Annotated in this window: 11 protein-coding genes and 1 pseudogene; 5 read left to right on the plus strand and 7 right to left on the minus strand. The window is 73.5% G+C overall.

From position 1 onward, the window contains the following. Positions 1–7: 7 nt before the first annotated feature. Entirely contained in the window at positions 8–991 is a 984-nt protein-coding gene (locus AC4IHM_RS05495; RefSeq protein WP_490865951.1) for an Acg family FMN-binding oxidoreductase, read from the plus strand. Between the two features lie 12 nt (positions 992–1,003). Here AC4IHM_RS05495 and AC4IHM_RS05500 read toward each other — a convergent pair. The 5 genes and pseudogenes from AC4IHM_RS05500 to AC4IHM_RS05520 form a co-directional block, all read right to left on the minus strand. Beyond that, positions 1,004–2,741: pseudogene (locus AC4IHM_RS05500) on the minus strand (GAF domain-containing sensor histidine kinase). 150 nt (positions 2,742–2,891) lie between these two features. Continuing rightward, positions 2,892–3,587: a response regulator gene (locus AC4IHM_RS05505; RefSeq protein ID WP_490865952.1), complete on the minus strand. Its 696-nt coding sequence runs from the start codon at positions 3,585–3,587 to the stop codon at positions 2,892–2,894. A gap of 94 nt (positions 3,588–3,681) precedes the next feature. Then, positions 3,682–4,422 (minus strand): pyruvate formate-lyase-activating protein, encoded by a 741-nt coding sequence (gene pflA / locus AC4IHM_RS05510; RefSeq protein ID WP_490865953.1) that lies wholly within the window; start codon positions 4,420–4,422, stop codon positions 3,682–3,684. A 5-nt stretch (positions 4,423–4,427) separates the two neighbouring features. Further along, on the minus strand, positions 4,428–6,686 hold the full coding sequence (gene pflB, locus AC4IHM_RS05515) for a formate C-acetyltransferase (protein WP_490865954.1): 2,259 nt from the start codon (positions 6,684–6,686) through the stop codon (positions 4,428–4,430). Between the two features lie 163 nt (positions 6,687–6,849). Beyond that, positions 6,850–7,794 (minus strand): universal stress protein, encoded by a 945-nt coding sequence (locus AC4IHM_RS05520; protein WP_490865955.1) that lies wholly within the window; start codon positions 7,792–7,794, stop codon positions 6,850–6,852. Positions 7,795–8,070: 276 nt separating this feature from the next. On the opposite strand from AC4IHM_RS05520, the gene ppdK reads away from it, so the two are divergent. From ppdK to AC4IHM_RS05535, 3 genes are all read left to right on the plus strand, one after another. Then, on the plus strand, positions 8,071–10,767 hold the full coding sequence (ppdK, locus tag AC4IHM_RS05525; RefSeq protein WP_490865956.1) for a pyruvate, phosphate dikinase: 2,697 nt from the start codon (positions 8,071–8,073) through the stop codon (positions 10,765–10,767). Between the two features lie 131 nt (positions 10,768–10,898). Beyond that, positions 10,899–11,282 carry a hypothetical protein gene (locus AC4IHM_RS05530; protein ID WP_490865957.1) on the plus strand — a complete coding sequence of 128 codons (384 nt, stop codon included), beginning with the start codon at positions 10,899–10,901 and terminating at the stop codon, positions 11,280–11,282. Between the two features lie 166 nt (positions 11,283–11,448). Beyond that, the gene (locus AC4IHM_RS05535; protein WP_490865958.1) at positions 11,449–12,096 is read left to right on the plus strand and encodes a CBS domain-containing protein; all 648 of its coding nucleotides are present in this window, start codon (positions 11,449–11,451) and stop codon (positions 12,094–12,096) included. A 49-nt stretch (positions 12,097–12,145) separates the two neighbouring features. On the opposite strand, the gene AC4IHM_RS05540 is transcribed toward AC4IHM_RS05535, so the two are convergent. Further along, positions 12,146–12,844, minus strand: a complete 699-nt coding sequence (locus tag AC4IHM_RS05540) for a universal stress protein (RefSeq protein ID WP_490865959.1) — start codon at positions 12,842–12,844, stop codon at positions 12,146–12,148. 177 nt (positions 12,845–13,021) lie between these two features. After that, positions 13,022–13,939 (minus strand): hypothetical protein, encoded by a 918-nt coding sequence (locus AC4IHM_RS05545; protein WP_490865960.1) that lies wholly within the window; start codon positions 13,937–13,939, stop codon positions 13,022–13,024. Positions 13,940–14,239: 300 nt separating this feature from the next. On the opposite strand from AC4IHM_RS05545, the gene AC4IHM_RS05550 reads away from it, so the two are divergent. Next, positions 14,240–15,073, plus strand: a complete 834-nt coding sequence (locus tag AC4IHM_RS05550) for a PIG-L family deacetylase (protein WP_490865961.1) — start codon at positions 14,240–14,242, stop codon at positions 15,071–15,073. The last annotated feature ends 5 nt before the right edge of the window (positions 15,074–15,078 follow it).

The following is a 15,078-nucleotide window of genomic DNA, read 5'->3' on the forward strand; positions in this document are numbered from 1 at the left end:
AGTCACGATGAGTTCTACGACCCTCGACGCGCCGGTCCTGGAGCGGCTGGTCGCGGCGGCCGTGGCCGCACCCTCCCTGCACAACACCCAGCCCTGGCGGTTCCGGCTCGACGCCGACACCCGCACCGTGCGGATCGACGCCGCCGCGGACCGGGGGCTGCGCCACACCGATCCGGTGGGCCGCGCGGTGCATCTGTCCGTGGGCTGCGCGGTCCTCAACCTGCGCGTCGCCGCCGCCCACTTCGGCTGGGAGCCGGTGACCCGGCTGCTCCCCTGCCCGGACCGGCCCGCCCTGCTCGCCACGGTCCGGCTCGCCGAATCGGCGCGCGGCGCGCAGTCGACCGGTCTGTACGAGGCGGTGTGGCGCAGGCACAGCAGCCGTTTCCCGTTCTCCGGGCGACCGCTGCCCTCGGACCTGCTCGCCGAACTGGCCGAGGCGGCCCATCTGGAGGGTGCGACCCTGCGCTTTCCGGGGCGCGCGGGCACCGACCGGGTGCTGTGCGCCACGTGGGAGGCGGAGAGCCGCAACAGGGCGGATGCCGACCGGGCCGCCGAGAGCCGCCGGATGGTCGGCGGACCGCACCCGCGGTCGCTGGGGCTTCCGTCGGTGGCCCTCGGGCCGCAGGACGCCCTGGACCGCATGCCGATGCGGGACTTCGGCGCCCACCGGCACCCCGACGTGCTGCCCGCCCGCGCCTTCGAGACCCGTCCCACGCTCGCGCTGCTGTCCACGGCGCACGACCGGCGCGCGGACTGGCTGCGGGCCGGCCAGGCCCTGGAACGCGTGCTGCTGCTGGCCACCCGGCGCGGGGTGCGGGCCTCGCTCCTGCACCAGGCCATGGAGTGGCCCGATCTGCGCAGGATCCTGGACGGTGTCCCGGTCGACGGTCCGCGTGCGCACACGCAGATGGTGATCCGGCTCGGGTACGGCCCCGAGGGCCTCACCTCGCCCCGCCGCCCGGTCGAGGAGGTCGTGGCGGACGAGCTGTGATCACCCGGGTGGTCAGGGGGCGGGCGGGGACTGCTCCAGCGGCGCGTGCCACACGAGCCGGGCCCCCTTTCCTCCCGGGCTCTCCAGCTCCATGTCGCCGCCGAGCTTTCGCGCCCGCTCGGCCATGTTGGCCAGGCCGCTGCGGCGGCCCCCGGCCGGGATGCCGACGCCGTTGTCCGTGACCGTCAGGCGGACCTGCTTGCCGTCCGTCTCCAGCACGACATCGGCGCGGTCGGCGCGGGCGTGCCGGGCGACGTTGGTGAGGGACTCGGTGAGGACGGCCATGACGTGGTCGGCGGTCTGGGCGGGCACATGCGTGTCGAGCAGGCCCTCCATGCGGACGCTGGGGGCGAAGCCGAGAAGCGGGGCCGCCTCGCCGATCGCGCGCACGGCGCGCGAGCGCAGGCCGGGCGCCGCGTCGTCGTCGCGGGTGCGCAGCCCGAAGATCGTCGATCTGATGATCTTGATGGTTTCGTCGAGGTCGTCCACCGCCCGCAGGATCCGTTCGGACGCCATGTCGTCCTGGACGCGGCGACCGGCGCTCTGCAGCGTCATGCCGGTGGCGAAGAGCCGTTGGATGGCCAGGTCGTGCAGGTCGCGGGCGATCCGGTCGCGGTCCTCCAGCAGGGCGATCTGTTCGGCGTCCTGGCGGCGTTCCGCCAGCTCCATCGCGACGGCGGCCTGCGCGGCGAAGACCTGGAGCGGCTCGGTCTCCTTCTCGGAGAACTCCCGGCCGCCGGCCTGCCGGACCAGCAGCACCACACCGCGGATCTCCTCGGCCGAGCCGATCGGCACGGCGACGGCCGGCCCGAGTCCCTCGAAGCGCGGCGGTCCGGCCGAGACCCGGGAGTCGCGCGAGAACGTCCGGGCTGCTCACAGGGGCCCGCCGTACGAAGGCCTGCCCGACGAGGCTGCCCTCCAGGGGCAGTATGACCCCGCGCCACACGTCGGCCTCCTGGCCGATGGCGAGTTCCACGGCGAGGGTGTCGGTCCCGGTCACCGGCATGGCCACCATGCTCAGGGCGGAGGCGGTGATCTCCCTGGCCCGTTCGGCGATCAGCGGCAGCACTCCGCCCTGGTCCCCGCCGGACATCAGCGTGTGGGTGATCTCCGCGTTCACCTGGAGCCAGCGCTCGCGCAGCCGGGACTCCTCGTAGAGGCGGGCGTTGTCGATCGCCACACCGGCCGCCACGGCCAGCGTCGCCAGCACCGACTCGTCGTCCTCGTCGAACTGCTGTCCGCCGCGCTTCTCCGTGAGGTAGAGGTTGCCGAAGACGTGGTCACGCACCCGGATGGGAACGCCGAGGAAGGTGTTCATCGGCGGGTGGTGGGCCGGGAAGCCGTAGGAGGACTCGTGGTCGGAGAGCTTGGCCAGGCGCAGCGGCTCGGGGTGGCGGATCAGCTCGCCGAGGATGCCGTGGCCCTCGGGGTAGGGGCCGATGCGCGCGATCTGCTCCGCGTCGACGCCCACCGTGTGGAAGGCGGACAGCCGTTTGCCGTCCGGACCGATCACACCGAGCGCCGCGTACTCCGCGTCGACCAGGGCCGCCGCGGCCTCGACGATGCTGCGCAGGGCCTGTTCGAGGTCCAGCTCGCGGCCGACCGACAGCACGGCCTCCAGGAGACTGTGCACCCGGTCGCGGGTGCCGCGGGCCGCGTCCAGCCGGGCCTGCAGTTCTTCCAACAACTCGTCCAGCCGAAGTTGCGGAAGTCGTACGCGCGCATCGCGGACTCCTTCGGCGTTCTCCACCGCTGCTCCTCAACGCCTCATCCGCCTGCCGGCAGCCGTACCGTTCAACTGCCACGGTAGCGGCTCCGGCACGGGGCCGATAAGGGATCAGCGCAGCTGTACGGGCCGACTGGCCGGAATCCTCAATTCCGCAAGAGTCGGCCCGAACGCCTACTGGCCCTCGGGCCGGTTGCGGTCACGCGCCTGGGTCGCGATGACGGCGGCCTGGATACGGCGTTCCACACCGAGCTTGGCGAGCAGCCGGGAGATGTGGTTCTTGACCGTCTTCTCGGCGAGATACAACCGCTGGCCGATCTGCCGGTTGGTGAGCCCCTCGCCGATCAGGTCCAGGATCTCGCGTTCCCGGTCGGTGAGGCCCGGCAGCACCTCCGGCTCCTCGGCGGGCTGCTGGCCGCCGCGCAGCCGCGCCATCAGCTTGGTCGTGGCGCTGGCGTCGAGCAACGACTGCCCGCGGGCGACCGTCCGCACGGCCGAGACCAGGTCCGAGCCCTGGATCTGCTTCAGTACGTATCCGGCGGCGCCCGCCATGATCGAGTCCAGCAGGGCCTCCTCGTCGTCGAAGGAGGTCAGCATGAGGCAGGCCAAATCCGGCATCTTGGACCGCAGCTCCCGGCAGACGGTCACTCCGTCCCCGTCGGGCAGGCGTACGTCGAGGACGGCCACGTCGGGGCGGAGGGCGGGGACCCGGACCAGCGCCTGTTCCACGGTCGCCGCCTCTCCGACGACGGTGATGTCCGGTTCGTCGTCCAGCAGGTCGTGCACTCCTCGCCGTACCACCTCGTGGTCGTCCAGCAGGAAGACCTTGATCGGACTTCCCGTGCTGTCGCCCTGCTCGCTGTGCGCCATCGGATGCTCCTCGTGATGCCTCGGCCTTGGTCAGGATCCTTTCCCCCAAGGATGACCGAGGTCCAGGGCCTGTCGGCCCCGTTTTCGCGCAGCGTCAGTGGGCCGCGAGGCCACGCCTGCGGAATTGTCCCCGTACCCGTTCCACCAGGGCCGCGTCCGGCACCGGTGTGTCCCGCAGCGGAAAGGGCAGGTCGAGGGCGTCGTACTTGGCGGCGCCGAGCTTGTGGAACGGCAGGATGTCGACCCGTTCCACACAGCTCAGGCCGGCGAGGAAGCCGGCGAGTCCGTCGACGGCCTCCTCGTCGTCGGTCCAGCCGGGCACCAGGACGTATCTGATCCACACCCGCTGGCCCAGCCGGTCGAGCCGGGTGGCGAAGTTCAGGGTGGGGGCGAGCGCGCCGCCGGTCAGCTTCCGGTAGGCCGTGACGTCGAAGGACTTGACGTCCAGCAGGACCAGGTCGGTGTCGGCCAGCAGCGCGTCCGTGGCGCGGGCGCCCAGGAAACCCGAGGTGTCCAGGGCGGTGTGGAGGCCGGCCTCCTTGCAGCGGCGCAGCACCGCTCCGGTGAAGGCCGGCTGGAGCAGGGGCTCGCCGCCGGTGAGGGTCACGCCTCCGCCGGCGGTGGTGAGGAAGCCGCGGTACCGGTCGATCTCCGCCATCGTCTCGTCGACGGTGGTCTCCTTGCCGTCGCGCATGTGCCAGGTGTCCGGGTTGGCACAGTAGAGGCAGCGCAGGGGGCAGCCGCTGGTGAAGAGGACGAACCGGGTCCCGGGACCGTCCACGCCGGTGGACAGGTCCCAGGAGTGGATCCGGCCGGTGACCGAGCCCGTGGTCATGGTCCTCACAGCGATCCGTGGAAGGTGCGGCTGATCACGTCGAGCTGCTGCTCGCGGGTGAGGCGGACGAAGTTCACGGCGTATCCGGAGACCCGGATCGTCAGCTCCGGGTACTTCTCCGGGTGCTCCATGGCGTCCTTGAGGACGGCCCGGTCCAGCACGTTGACGTTCATGTGGAAGCCGCCCGCGGACATGTAGGCGTCGAGGATGCCGGCCAGGTGACCGGCGCGCTCCTCGGGGACGTGGCCCAGTCCCTCCGGGGTGATGGTCGTGGTCAGGGAGATGCCGTCCCGCGCCGCCTCGTAGGGGAGCTTGGCCACCGAGAGGGCGGAGGCGGCCACCCCGTGGCGGTCGCGGCCGTTCATCGGGTTGGCGCCGGGGGCGAAGGGCAGTCCCGCGCGGCGGCCGTCGGGGGTGTTGCCGGTGTGCTTGCCGTAGACCACGTTGGAGGTGATGGTCAGCACGGACTGGGTGTGCTCGGCGTCTCGGTAGGTGGGGTGCTCGCGCACCTTCGCCATGAACGACTCGACCAGGTCGACGGCGAGGGCGTCGGCGCGGTCGTCGTTGTTCCCGTACGTCGGGAAGTCGCCCTCGGTGTGGAAGTCCACGGCCAGTCCGCTCGCGTCCCGGATGATCCTCACCCGGGCGTGCTTGACGGCGGAGAGGCTGTCCACGGCGACCGAGAGTCCGGCGATGCCGCAGGCCATGAACCGGTGCACGGGGTGGTCGTGCAGGGCCATCTCGATGCGCTCGTAGGCGTACTTGTCGTGCATGTAGTGGATGACGTTGAGCGCGTCGACGTAGGTCTGGGCGAGCCAGTCCAGCACATGGTCGTACGCGGCCGACAGCTCGTCGTAGTCCAGGTACTCGCCGGCCAGCGGCGGGCTCGCGGGGGTGATCTGGTCGCCGGTCATCTCGTCCCGGCCGCCGTTGACGGCGTAGAGCAGCGCCTTGGCGAGGTTGACGCGGGCGCCGAAGAACTGCATCTGCTTGCCCACCGCCATCGCGGAGACGCAGCAGGCGATGGCGGTGTCGTCGCCGGTGCGCGGGCGCATCAGGTCGTCGGACTCGTACTGGACGGCGCTGGTGTCGATGGACACCTGGGTGCAGAACCTCTTGAAGCCGTCCGGGAGCCGGGGCGACCACAGGACGGTCAGGTTCGGCTCCGGGGCGGGGCCGAGGTTGTAGAGGGTCTGCAGGAAACGGAAGGAGGTGCGGGTGACCAGCGGCCTGCCGTCGGCGCCGATGCCGCCGATGGACTCCGTCACCCAGGTCGGGTCGCCGGAGAACAGCGCGTCGTACTCGGGGGTGCGCAGGAAGCGCACGATGCGGAGCTTGATGACGAAGTCGTCGATCAGCTCCTGGGCGCGCCGCTCGTCGAGGATCCCCTCGTCCAGGTCGCGCTGGAGGTAGACGTCCAGGAAGGTGGAGGTGCGGCCCAGGGACATGGCCGCGCCGTTCTGCTCCTTGACCGCGGCGAGGAAGCCGAGGTAGAGCCACTGGACGGCCTCGTGCCCGGTGGTCGCGGGCCGGGTGACGTCGCAGCCGTAGGTCGCGGCCATCTCGGCCAGCTCGCCCAGTGCCCGGATCTGCTCGGCCAGTTCCTCGCGGTCGCGGACGACCTCGGCGGTGGACGGCCGGGCGTCCAGCAGGGCGCGCTCGGCGCGCTTGGCCTCGATGAGCCGGTCGGTGCCGTAGAGGGCGACACGGCGGTAGTCGCCGATGATCCGGCCGCGGCCGTAGGCGTCCGGCAGGCCGGTGATGATGCCGACCCTGCGGGCGGCGCGCATGGCGGGGGTGTAGGCGTCGAAGACACCGGCGTTGTGGGTCTTGCGGTAGGTGTCGAACACCCTCGTCACGAACGGGTCGGGCTCGTAGCCGTACGCCTTCAGTCCGTTCGTCACCATGCGCAGGCCGCCGTTGGGCATGATCGCCCGCTTGAGCGGGGCGTCGGTCTGCAGGCCGACGATCAGCTCGCGGTCGCGGTCGATGTAGCCGGGGGCGTGCGAGGTGATGGTGGAGGGGGTGGCGGTGTCGACGTCGAGGATGCCCCTGCGCCGCTCCTCGGGGAAGAGCGCGCTGACCCTGTCCCAGACCGCGCGGGTGCGGTCCGTGGCGCCGGCCAGGAAGGCGCCGTCGCCTTCGTAGGGCGTGTAGTTGGCCTGGATGAAGTCGCGCACGTCGATGCGCTCACGCCACCCGCTCCCGGTGAACTGCCGCCAGGCGTCGGCGGTCCGGGAGCCGGCTGTCACCGTCGCGGTCATCGCGGGTCCTCTCGTCGTACGGTCGTGGCACTGTCGATGTTCGTCGCGCGGACCGGCGCCGGGGAGTGCCGGACAGGTCACCGGGCGAGTGACGTGCGGCCCCGGTCCGCCGGGACCTTCGGCCCCCGCCCCGGCCGTCGGGGCCGGCGCGGGGTGCGCGGGGTCAGTCGTGCGGTACGACCGCGACCGGGCACTGCACGTGGTGCAGGGCGGCGTGCGTGACCGGGCCCGTGTGGGCGCCGATCCGGCGGTCGGTGTTGCGGCGGCCCACCACGAGGAGGCCGGCGTCCCGGCCGGCCCGCACCAGTGCGGCGGCGGCACGCTGCTCGGTGACCGTCTCGGTCACGGGGACGCTCGGGTACTTCTCCCGCCAGGGCCGCAGCACCGCCGCCAGCGTGCGCTCCTCGTCAGCGAGCGCCTGGGCCTGCGGCCACGGGGCGGGCGCCGGGCCCTCCGCGGCCGCGGAGACCAGCGGAACGGACGCGACGGGGGCGGGCCGCGGCGGCTTGCGGTAGGAGTGGACCACGCGCAGGCCGGTGTCGCGGCGGTGGGCGGCCTCGAAGGCGAACTCGATCAGTTCGTCGCAGGGACGGTCCGTCTGCACTCCCAGGACCACCTGCCGGCAGGGCGTGGCCGGGATCTCCTCCGGGGCGACGCCGTCCGTGGCCGGCAGGTGCTCGTCGGCGGCGCTGCGGCCGGCCCGGACCAGGACGACCGGGCGGGTTGCCCGGCCGACGACGCGCTGGGAGACGGAGCCGGTCACGAAACCGCCCAGGGCCCCGAGACCGAGCGAGCCGAGGACCAGCAGTTCGGCGTCTTCCGAGGCGGCGAGCAGGGCGGGGACCGTCGAGTCGCACACGAGCCGGTCGGTGATCCGCAGACCGGGATGGGCGGCACGGACACTGCGCACGGCCTCGCGCAGCAGCCGCTCGGCCCAGAGGTGCTCGCCGCCGTCCACGGGGATGTACGGCGCGGGGCGGGCGTGGCGGTGCCAGGCGTGCACCACGCCGAGCCCGGTCCCCCGCCGCTCGGCCTCCCGGGCCGCCCAGTGCGCGGCGGCGAGGCTCGCGGCCGATCCGTCGACCCCCACCACGATGTCGTGGGCCATGACGTGTGTCCCCCTCCGAGTCGATGCCTTCCGGTGTCCTGGCGGACTTCCGGCGCCTTCGAGCCTCCTCCCGGCCGGGCCGCCGGTCGACGGGCCGTACGGCCCCGGCCGGGTCCCCATGGTCCTTCCGCCGGTCCTTCCGCCGGTCCTTCCGCGCGGACGGCGGGCGCCGGGGCCGACCGGTCCCCCGGGCGGGACACCCGGCACCTCGCGCACGGCGCGCCGGCGTCCGACGCTGGAAACGTCACGTCCCCGACGTTCGAGGAGCGCTGCGTCATGGTCCGTTACGTCTACGACTTCACCGAGGGCCGCCGTGACATGGCCGCTCTCCTCGGCGGCAAGGGATCGAACCTGGCCGAGATGACCCGGCTCGGGCTCCCCGTGCCACCGGGCTTCACCCTCACCACCAAGGCGTGCCGCGCCTTCCTGGCCACGGGCAGCGAACCCGCGGGCCTGTGGGACGAGGTCTCCGCGCACCTGTCGGCCCTTGAGGCGTCCGCCGGGCGTTCGCTGGGGCAGCCGGACGACCCGCTGCTGCTGTCCGTGCGCTCCGGCGCGAAGTTCTCGATGCCCGGCATGATGGAGACGATCCTCGACATCGGGCTCAACGACGACTCCGTCCTCGGGCTGGCCAAGGTCTCCGGCAGCGAACGCTTCGCCTGGGACTCCTACCGCCGCCTCGTCCAGATGTTCGGCAGCACCGTCATGGGCGTCGACTCCTCCCTCTTCGAACGCTCCCTCGCCCTCCTCAAGGACCTGCGCGGCGTCGCGGACGACGTGCACCTGACGGCGTCCGACCTGGCCGAACTGGTCGAGACGTACAAGGACCTGATCCGCCTGGAGACCGGCGACCACTTCCCGCAGAGCCCCGCCGAGCAGTTGCGCCGGGCGGTCCTGGCCGTCTTCGAGTCCTGGAACGGGGAACGCGCCCGCCTGTACCGGCGCCGCGAGCACATCGCCGACGACCTGGGCACCGCCGTCAACGTGCAGCGCATGGTCTTCGGCAACCTGGGCTCCGACTCCGGCAGCGGCGTCGCCTTCACCCGCGACCCGGCCACCGGACGCCCCGGCCTGTACGGCGACTACCTGCCCGACGCGCAGGGCGAGGACGTGGTCGCCGGCGTCCGCAACACCGTGCCGCTGGCCGAGCTGAAGCGCCTGGACGCCGAGTCCTACGAGCGGCTGCGCACCCACATGGGGGTCCTGGAGCGGCACTACCGGGACCTGTGCGACATCGAGTTCACCATCGAACGCGGCACCCTGTGGATGCTCCAGACCCGGGTCGGCAAGCGCACCGCCGAGGCCGCCTTCGTCCTCGCCGCCGAGCTGTCCGACGAGGGGCTCATCACGCCGGACGAGGCACTGGCCCGGGTGAGCGGCGAAGGCCTGGCCCGGCTGATGTTCCCGCGCTTCGACTCCTCGGCGACCGGCGCCGTGCTGGCCCACGGTGTCCCGGCCTCCCCCGGCGCCGCGGTCGGCGCCGTGGTCTTCGACTCCGCGCAGGCCCGACGCCGCGCCGCGGCCGGCGAGCGGGTGGTCCTGGTCCGCCAGGAGACCAACCCCGACGACCTGCCCGGCATGATCGCCGCCCAGGCGGTCCTCACCAGCCGCGGCGGCAAGACCAGCCACGCGGCCGTCGTCGCCCGCGGTATGGGCAAGGTCTGCGTGTGCGGCGCCGAGGAACTCACCGTGGACACCGAGGCCCGGCGCCTCACCACCGCGGACGGCACCGTGGTCCGCGAGGGCACCGTCGTCTCGGTGGACGGCACCGCCGGTGCCGTGTACGCGGGAGCGGTGCCGCTGGTGGACTCGGCGGTCATCCGGTACCTGGAGGACGGCAGGGGCGACGAGGACACGCGGGGCGCGGTCGACGCGGTGGCCCGCGCGCTGGCCCGCGCGGACACCGTGCGGCGCCTGGAGGTGCGGGCCAACGCCGACACCCCGCAGGACGCCGCCCGAGCCCGGCGGTTCGGGGCGCAGGGCATCGGGCTCTGCCGCACCGAGCACATGTTCCTCGGTGAGCGCCGCAAGCTGGTCGAGCAGATGATCCTGGCCACCTCGGACGCCGAGCGCGACCGGGCGCTCGCGGGCCTGCTGCCCCTCCAGCGGGAGGACTTCGTCGGCATCCTGGAGGCCATGGACGGCCTGCCGGTCACCATCCGGCTGCTGGACCCGCCCCTGCACGAGTTCCTGCCCGACCACACCGAACTGGCGGTGCGGATCGCCGCCGCCGAGGCCCGCGGCGACGATCCCGACCCGCGCGAAGTCGAGCTGCTGGCCGCCGTGAACCGCATGCACGAGGAGAACCCGATGCTCGGGCTGCGCGGTGTGCGCCTGGGGCTGCTCGTTCCCGGCCTGGTCGCCATGCAGGTCCGGGCGATCGGTGAGGCCGTCGCCGAGCGCCTCCTGGCCGGTGGCGCCCCCAGGGCGGAGATCATGGTCCCGCTCGTCGGTGACGTGCGTGAACTGCGCCTCGTACGCGAGGAGGTGCGGCGGGTGCTGGCCGAGGTCTCGCGGGCGTACGAGGTCACCGTCGACTGCCCCGTCGGCACCATGATCGAGCTGCCCAGGGCGGCCCTGACGGCGGGCCGGATCGCCGAGGAGGCCGAGTTCTTCTCCTTCGGCACCAACGACCTGACCCAGACCACCTGGGGCTTCTCCCGCGACGACGTCGAGGCGGAGTTCTTCTCCGCCTACCTCGACAAGGGCGTCTTCCCCACTTCGCCGTTCGAGACGCTCGACCGCGAGGGGGTCGGCCGGCTGGTGGGCATCGGCGTCGCCGAGGGCCGGGCCGCCCGTCCGGACCTCAAGATCGGGGTGTGCGGCGAGCACGGCGGGGACCCCGACTCGGTGCACTTCTTCCACGCCGCCGGACTGGACTACGTCTCCTGCTCGCCGTTCCGGGTGCCGGTGGCGCGGCTGGAGGCGGGCCGGGCGGCGCTGGAAGGGACCGAGGGCAGCGACAGCCGGTGAGACACGGGGCCGCTCGGCACCGGGGTCAGGGGCCGAGCGCCCCTCCCACCGGGGCCGGCCGCCCCCTGGGACCCGGAGGCAAAGCGCAGCAGCCTTGAGTTCTCGCAGAAGGACCACAGGGAGTGGAGCACATGAGTGCCAAGGACATCAGGGCCCGTGAGACCACCGTCACCGTGCGGGTGCGCGCCGACGGCGAGGTGGACGAGGAGTCTCTCGCCCACCTCCGCGAGAAGGTCGCCACCGCCCTGGACCGGCCGGGCCTGCCGCCCGTGAGCGGTGAGGTGCGGGTCCGGCGGGCGTCGGCCCACCACGCCGAACTGCCCTGGGACGCCCGCACCGACATCCAGGTCGGAAGCGATCTGGTCGTCGTCCACGCCCGCGAGGCGAGCGCCCGCGAACTCGCCGACCGGCTCCACGACCTGCTGCGCTCCCGCGTCGAACGCGTCGCCCACCGTGGCGACACCACCCGCCGGACGGCCGCGCCGCCCCCGTGGCGCGGCGGCCCGCAGGAGTAGGCCGTCGGCGGCCGCCCGACCCGGCAGGGGTGAGCCGGAGCCGCGCACCGGCTCCGGCTCCTCACCCGTCCCGTCAGCGTTCGTCTGTGTTCGTCTGTGTTCGTCTGTGTTCGTCAGTCTTCAGTGTTCGTCCGTACTTGTTCGTGCTTGCGAAGGAGAATCCGCCATGACCGTTCACACCGTCGGTGAGGTAATGGCCCGGGACGTTGTGCAGGCACGCCGGACGACACCGTTCAAGGAGGTCGTGCGGCTGCTCGAACGCCACCGGATCAGCGGGCTGCCCGTGGTCGACGCCGACGACAAGGTCCTCGGCGTCCTCTCCGGGAGCGACCTGGTACGTACCCAGGCGCACCGCAACGGCCGCGTTCCGCCGTCCGCCGTGACGGCGGGCGACGTGATGTCGAGCCCCGCGATCACCGTGCACCCCGAGCAGACCGTGCCGGACGCCGCCCGGCTCATGGAGCGCCGCGGCGTCGAGCGGCTCCCCGTGGTCGACGAGGCCGACCGCCTCATCGGCATCGCCACCCGGCGCGACCTGCTCCGGGTCTTCCTGCGCGCGGACGACGACATCCGCCGCCAGGTGACGCAGGAGATCGTCGTCGGCGCGCTGCACCTGCCGCCCGAGGCGGTCCTCGTCTCCGTGCGCGACGGTGTCGTCACCCTCGACGGCCGGGCGGAACTGCGCAGTCAGGTGCCGGAGATCATTCACGCCGCCTGGCGCCTGGACGGCGTGGTCGGCGTGGTGAACGGCCTCGGCTTCCGCGTCGACGACTGCGCGGCGCCCGGCCCGCCGGCCCGGATCGGGAACTCCTGAGCGAGGGACGGTCAGGCGGCGAAGTCCTCGCCGCCCCGCCCGGCGAGCACTACCAGCTGGGCCGCCCTCTTCGGGGTCCGGCGCCGCCCTGCCCGTGGGGGCAGGCAGCGCACCCGCACGTCGGGGTACCGCTCCCTGAGTCCGGGCAGCGCCGCGGCGAGGGACGTTCCGCGGGCCCGGCGGCGCCACGGAGCGCGCGGACGCACGGCCAGCAGGGCACGCCCCGCGCCGAGGCCTCGGCGAAGGCGCACTCCAGGGCCGCCACCGCCTCCGCGGCCGAAGCGGACGCGTCCGGGGCCACCAGCACGGGAGCGGTGGGTCCTGCCGCGGCGTCGATCACCAGTACCGGGCAGCCGCTGTGCCGGACCAGCCTGCGCACGCCGCTGTCCCGGCGTGGATCGCCCGACCCCGGCAGGGGGCCGGCGAGTACGAGGAGCGACGCGTCGCGCGCGGCGGACTCCAGCACGCCCGCGGTGTCGCCGAGGAGGACCTCGTGGCTGATCTCGGCCTGCGGCGCGAACGCGCGGGCCCGTTCCGTCGCCGCCGCCGGCACGCCGTCCCGCTCCCGCGGTCCCGGCCCGTCGGGGTCCCAGGGCGGCACGCCGGGCGGCACCGGGCCGGTGGGCCATGCGACGGCCCGTACGAAGCGCAGGGCCACCCCCCGCCGGTCCGCCTCGCGCGCCGCGCACTCCACCATCGCGAGACACTCCCGCGAGCCGTCGAACGCCATCACGACCGGGCCGCCCATGACGGTCCCTCCCCTCACTCGCACGTCCGGGACCGCGCCCGCGGGTCCGGCCCCGCTTGTCAACGCCAGGCTGCTGCGGGGCGGCGCCCCGGCACAGAGGCCGGACGGCCCGGCCCCGCGCCGTACGGCCCCGGGTCGTGGGAGCCGGGGCACCGCCCCCGCAGCAGCCGGCCGGTGTCAGCCGAGTACGTCGGTGAGGGCGCGGCGGGGCAGGGCCCGTACGCAGGGCGGGTGTCCGAGGCGGAGTACCGCCTGCGGGTACTGCCCGGCGGTGAGGGTCCGCCGGACACGGGTGCGCAGGCGGGGCACTTCGAGGGGCCGGGTGTGGAAGGCGGCCATGACTCCGTACCCGGCCGCGTGCAGCAGCATCCGCTGAAGCGCCTGGCCGGACCGCAGCCAGGTCCGCGGGTCGTCCCGGTCCGTGGCGAGGAGCGTCACAAGACCGGTCCTGGCGGGCCATCGCCGAGGAGGCGTGGGGAACACGTCGGTGGCTGCCGTGGGGTCCCGCCCGGCGAGGACGGTGGAGTCGGGGTGGCGGAGACCGGCGCCGGCGGGCGTCGGGTCGGCGCCGGTCTCCTCGGCGGCGTGGATCAGTTCGGCCAGCAGCCGGCGCTCCGCCGTGCCGTCGACGACGTGCAGTTCGGCGCCCTCCCGGCGCGTGTGCTCACGCATCTCCCCGACGAGCCGCGGGGGCGGCGGCTCCGGCAGGAAGGGCCCGCGTACGGTGTGCCGCCGGCCCAGGGCAGCGTACAGACGCTGTTCCTCGGGGGTGGGCCGGGTGTAGGCGCCCCACCTGACGGTGGCGAGGTGTGCGGGGTCCTGCGGGTCGGGGAACGTGTGGACGACGGGCCGGAAGCCGAGGTGCAGCATGGCCAGCCGCATGTTGAACAGGGCGGCCCCGCAACCGAGCAGGAGTTCTCGTCCGTGCGGGTCGGCGAGCGGCAGCCCGCGCCCGGTGTCCGCGTGCAGCTCGACCTCCGCGTCGCCGTCCGCGACGAAGCGCCAGGGCTGGGTGTTCATGAGCGACGGCGCGGTCACCGCCGCCCGGATCAGGTAGGCGGACGCGTGCGAGGGACGTGCGCTGACGACGGACATGACGGGGTCACCCTTCCACCCGGTCGGGATGCGTGGGGGCGTCGGCCGCGCGGGCGGCCGTGCCCGCCTCAAGGGTCCCTCCGCGCGGCGGCGCCGGGCAGGGGCGATCGGGCAGTGCCGCGGGGCCCACCGGCCCTGTACGGCCCGGGGACCTGCGGCACCGGCGCGGCACGTGGAACGCCGGTGTCCGCGGAACCCGGCGGCCGTGTCGGGAACAGCCGGTCCGGCCCGCGCGGTTGCATGGACCGAGGCGGCACGCCCGCCGCGCACCCGAGACGTATTCCGCAGGAGGACTGTCCCATGGCACACCGGCCCCTGACGCTCATGGCAGTGCACGCCCACCCCGACGACGAGGCCACCGGAACCGGGGGGATCCTGGCGCGGTACGCGGCGGAAGGCGTCCGCACGGTTCTCGTGACGTGTACCGACGGCGCCTGCGGTGACGGACCGGGGGGTGTCAAGCCGGGCGACCCCGGGCACGATCCGGCGGCGGTCGCCTCGATGCGCCGCGGGGAACTCGAGGCGAGCTGCGGCATCCTGAAGGTCGGCGAGCTGGAGATGCTGGGCTACGCCGACTCCGGGATGGCGGGCTGGCCGAGCAACGACGCCCCCGGATCCTTCTGGCGGACCCCCGTGGCGGAAGGCGCGGCCCGGCTCGCGGAACTCATGCGGCACCACCGGCCCGACGTGGTCGTCACCTATGACGAGAACGGCTTCTACGGCCACCCCGACCACATCCAGGCCCACCGCGTCACGATGGCGGCGCTGGAGCTGACCGCGCCGGTCCCGAAGGTGTACTGGACCACGATGCCCCGCTCGGGGGTGCGGCGGTTCGGCGAGATCATGCGCGAGTTCCAGGAGGACATGCCGGAGCCGGATCCCGCCGAGGCCGCCGCCCTGGCCGGGATCGGCCTGCCCGACGACGAGGTCACCACCTGGGTGGACACCACCGCGTTCAGCGGCCAGAAGTTCGACGCGCTGGCCGCGCACGCCAGTCAGAGCGAGAACATCTTCTTTCTCAGGATGGGCAGGGAGCGGTTCGGCGAGCTGATGGGCATGGAGACCTTCCTGCGGGTCCGGGACACCACCGGCGCGGCCCTGCCCGAGAACGACCTCTTCGCCGGCCTGCGCTGACCACG

Source organism: Streptomyces sp. SL06 (assembly GCF_058244745.1).

What these genes read in the sequence shown, in the direction of transcription:
- AC4IHM_RS05545 (WP_490865960.1), bottom strand. Translation starts at nt 13,939, where the DNA reads ATGTCCGTCGTCAGCGCACGTCCCTCGCACGCGTCCGCCTACCTGATC.
- AC4IHM_RS05495 (WP_490865951.1), top strand. Translation starts at nt 8, where the DNA reads ATGAGTTCTACGACCCTCGACGCGCCGGTCCTGGAGCGGCTGGTCGCG.
- pflB (WP_490865954.1), bottom strand. Translation starts at nt 6,686, where the DNA reads ATGACCGCGACGGTGACAGCCGGCTCCCGGACCGCCGACGCCTGGCGG.
- AC4IHM_RS05550 (WP_490865961.1), top strand. Translation starts at nt 14,240, where the DNA reads ATGGCACACCGGCCCCTGACGCTCATGGCAGTGCACGCCCACCCCGAC.
- AC4IHM_RS05520 (WP_490865955.1), bottom strand. Translation starts at nt 7,794, where the DNA reads ATGGCCCACGACATCGTGGTGGGGGTCGACGGATCGGCCGCGAGCCTC.
- AC4IHM_RS05540 (WP_490865959.1), bottom strand. Translation starts at nt 12,844, where the DNA reads ATGGGCGGCCCGGTCGTGATGGCGTTCGACGGCTCGCGGGAGTGTCTC.
- pflA (WP_490865953.1), bottom strand. Translation starts at nt 4,422, where the DNA reads ATGACCACGGGCTCGGTCACCGGCCGGATCCACTCCTGGGACCTGTCC.
- AC4IHM_RS05535 (WP_490865958.1), top strand. Translation starts at nt 11,449, where the DNA reads ATGACCGTTCACACCGTCGGTGAGGTAATGGCCCGGGACGTTGTGCAG.
- AC4IHM_RS05530 (WP_490865957.1), top strand. Translation starts at nt 10,899, where the DNA reads ATGAGTGCCAAGGACATCAGGGCCCGTGAGACCACCGTCACCGTGCGG.
- AC4IHM_RS05505 (WP_490865952.1), bottom strand. Translation starts at nt 3,587, where the DNA reads ATGGCGCACAGCGAGCAGGGCGACAGCACGGGAAGTCCGATCAAGGTC.
- ppdK (WP_490865956.1), top strand. Translation starts at nt 8,071, where the DNA reads ATGGTCCGTTACGTCTACGACTTCACCGAGGGCCGCCGTGACATGGCC.